The following is a 1,799-nucleotide window of genomic DNA, read 5'->3' as shown; positions in this document are numbered from 1 at the left end:
GCCCGTTCACGGGCGGGCATGATCGGCGGTTATGGATGACAACACCCCACCCTTACCGGATGTGCCGCTAACCCCCCTGTTTCTCTGGCAGGGGGGCTGGCTGATGGTGATGCCTGCCATCGACAACCAGCCCCACCAGCATGTGGCCGCATCCCTGTTGGTGGGGCTGGAGCAGCCGATTCGGGTCACCGTGGAGGGGCGTCTGTGCCAGAAGCGGGTGGTGCTGGTGCCGCCGGATGTGCCCCAGAGTCTGAACAGCCAGGGGCCGGTGGCGGTGGTTCACCTGGATCCGGATGAACCGGCCTGGCGGGCCCTGTGCCGTCTGGACGGGCTGGATGAACAGCAGCAGCGTTGGTGCGGTGAACAGATTGCGGCCCTGGTGCAGACTGGCAGCGAGAGTCAGGCACGGCAATTTCTGCACGGCCTGCGCGGCGTGGCTGACCCCTTGCCGCTGGACCCGCGTATCGCCGATGCCTGCAGCCTGATGCGTGCCGGGGAGGCGGTGCCTTCCATGGATGCCCTGGCGGCGCACGCCAACCTGTCTGCCTCCCGATTCCGGCATCTGTTTCGCGAACAGCTCGGCGTATCCCTCAAGCGTTATCAGCTGCATCTCAAGTGTCAGCGAGCGCTGGCATTATGGCGTAGCGGCATGAATTTCACCGACCTGGCGGTGGCTGCCGGCTTTTACGACCAACCCCATCTCAATCGCACCCTGCGCGCCATGTTCGACGCCCTGCCATCGCGGTATGCTCGGGGTCTGCCGGTGCAGGTCGTGCACCTGAAAGAATAATTATGGAGGCTCCATGGATTACCAGCATATTCGCACTGATCTGGATGAAAACATCCTTACCATTACCCTGAATCGCCCGGACCGGCTCAACGCCTTTACCCTGCGTATGAAGGATGAGCTGGTGCATGCCTTTGGCGAAGCGGATCAGAATGACGCGGTGCGGGCGGTGATCGTTACCGGTGCCGGCAAGGTGTTCTGTGCCGGCATGGAAATGCAGCCGGAAGAGGGCGGCAATGTGTTCGGCTACGACGAGGCCGAGGGTATGGATCCGCCCCTGGAGCAGATTCGTGACTCCGGTGGCGAGGTGTCTCTGGCTATCTACAACTGCCGCAAACCGGTGATTGGCGCAATTAATGGCGCCGCCGTAGGCGTGGGTATCACCATGACCCTGCCCATGGATATTCGCCTGGTGGCGGCCAACAGCAAGATCGGTTTTGTCTTCACCCAGCGGGGGCTGACCCCGGAAGCCTGTTCCTCCTGGTTCTTGCCGCGGGTGGTGGGTATTCAGAAAGCCATGGAATGGGTCATCAGCGGTGATATCTTCATGGCCGAAGAAGGCGTGGAGGCCGGGCTGTTCCACAGTGCCCATGACAAGGGTGAAGTGGTGGATGTGGCTCGCTGCATTGCCCGCAAGATGATCGCCAAGAGTTCCCCGGTAGCGGCGGCGCTGGCCAAACAGATGCTCTGGCGTAACCCCAACTTTGCCCACCCCATGCAGGCCCATGCGGTGGAATCAAAAATGATCTACTGGTCCAACGAATTCTGGGACGGCCGCGACGGCTTCACCTCCTTCCTGGAAAAACGCGAACCGCGCTTCGAAACGCCACTGGCGGATATTCCGACACAGTTCGATTTCTGGCATGAGCCAGAGCTTGGTTAACAGGACGCCCGGAATATTTTCTGCGAAGCCCGTGTTTTGTAGGGGCGCCGCTTGAGGAGGGAAAGCAGTTTCGAGGAGCGAGTAACGAGTTGCGAAAAGCACCACCGGTTTTGCTTTTCGCAACTCGAA

2 protein-coding genes are annotated in these 1,799 nt (G+C 60.9%); both read left to right on the top strand.

Annotation, left to right across the window (positions count from 1 at the left end; translation table 11 throughout):
• Window positions 1-31 precede the first annotated feature (31 nt).
• Window positions 32-790 (top strand): helix-turn-helix domain-containing protein, encoded by a 759-nt coding sequence (locus tag B3Q33_RS10950; protein ID WP_272975171.1) that lies wholly within the window; start codon window positions 32-34, stop codon window positions 788-790.
• A 13-nt stretch (window positions 791-803) separates the two neighbouring features.
• A complete protein-coding gene (locus B3Q33_RS10945) occupies window positions 804-1,670 on the top strand; it encodes a crotonase/enoyl-CoA hydratase family protein (RefSeq protein ID WP_272975172.1) in 867 nt (288 codons plus the stop codon).
• Window positions 1,671-1,799 lie beyond the last annotated feature (129 nt).

The sequence above is a fragment of the Alcanivorax sp. UBA3183 genome, assembly GCF_002364155.1.
Classification (GTDB): Bacteria; Pseudomonadota; Gammaproteobacteria; order Pseudomonadales; family Alcanivoracaceae; genus Alcanivorax; species Alcanivorax jadensis.
Note: the sequence above shows the minus strand (reverse complement) of the source record. Positions and strands in the feature narration are given on the sequence as shown.

Bases quoted from the DNA above. Each gene is read 5' to 3' on its own strand.
- B3Q33_RS10945 (WP_272975172.1), top strand. From the start codon at position 804: ATGGATTACCAGCATATTCGCACTGATCTGGATGAAAACATCCTTACC.
- B3Q33_RS10950 (WP_272975171.1), top strand. From the start codon at position 32: ATGGATGACAACACCCCACCCTTACCGGATGTGCCGCTAACCCCCCTG.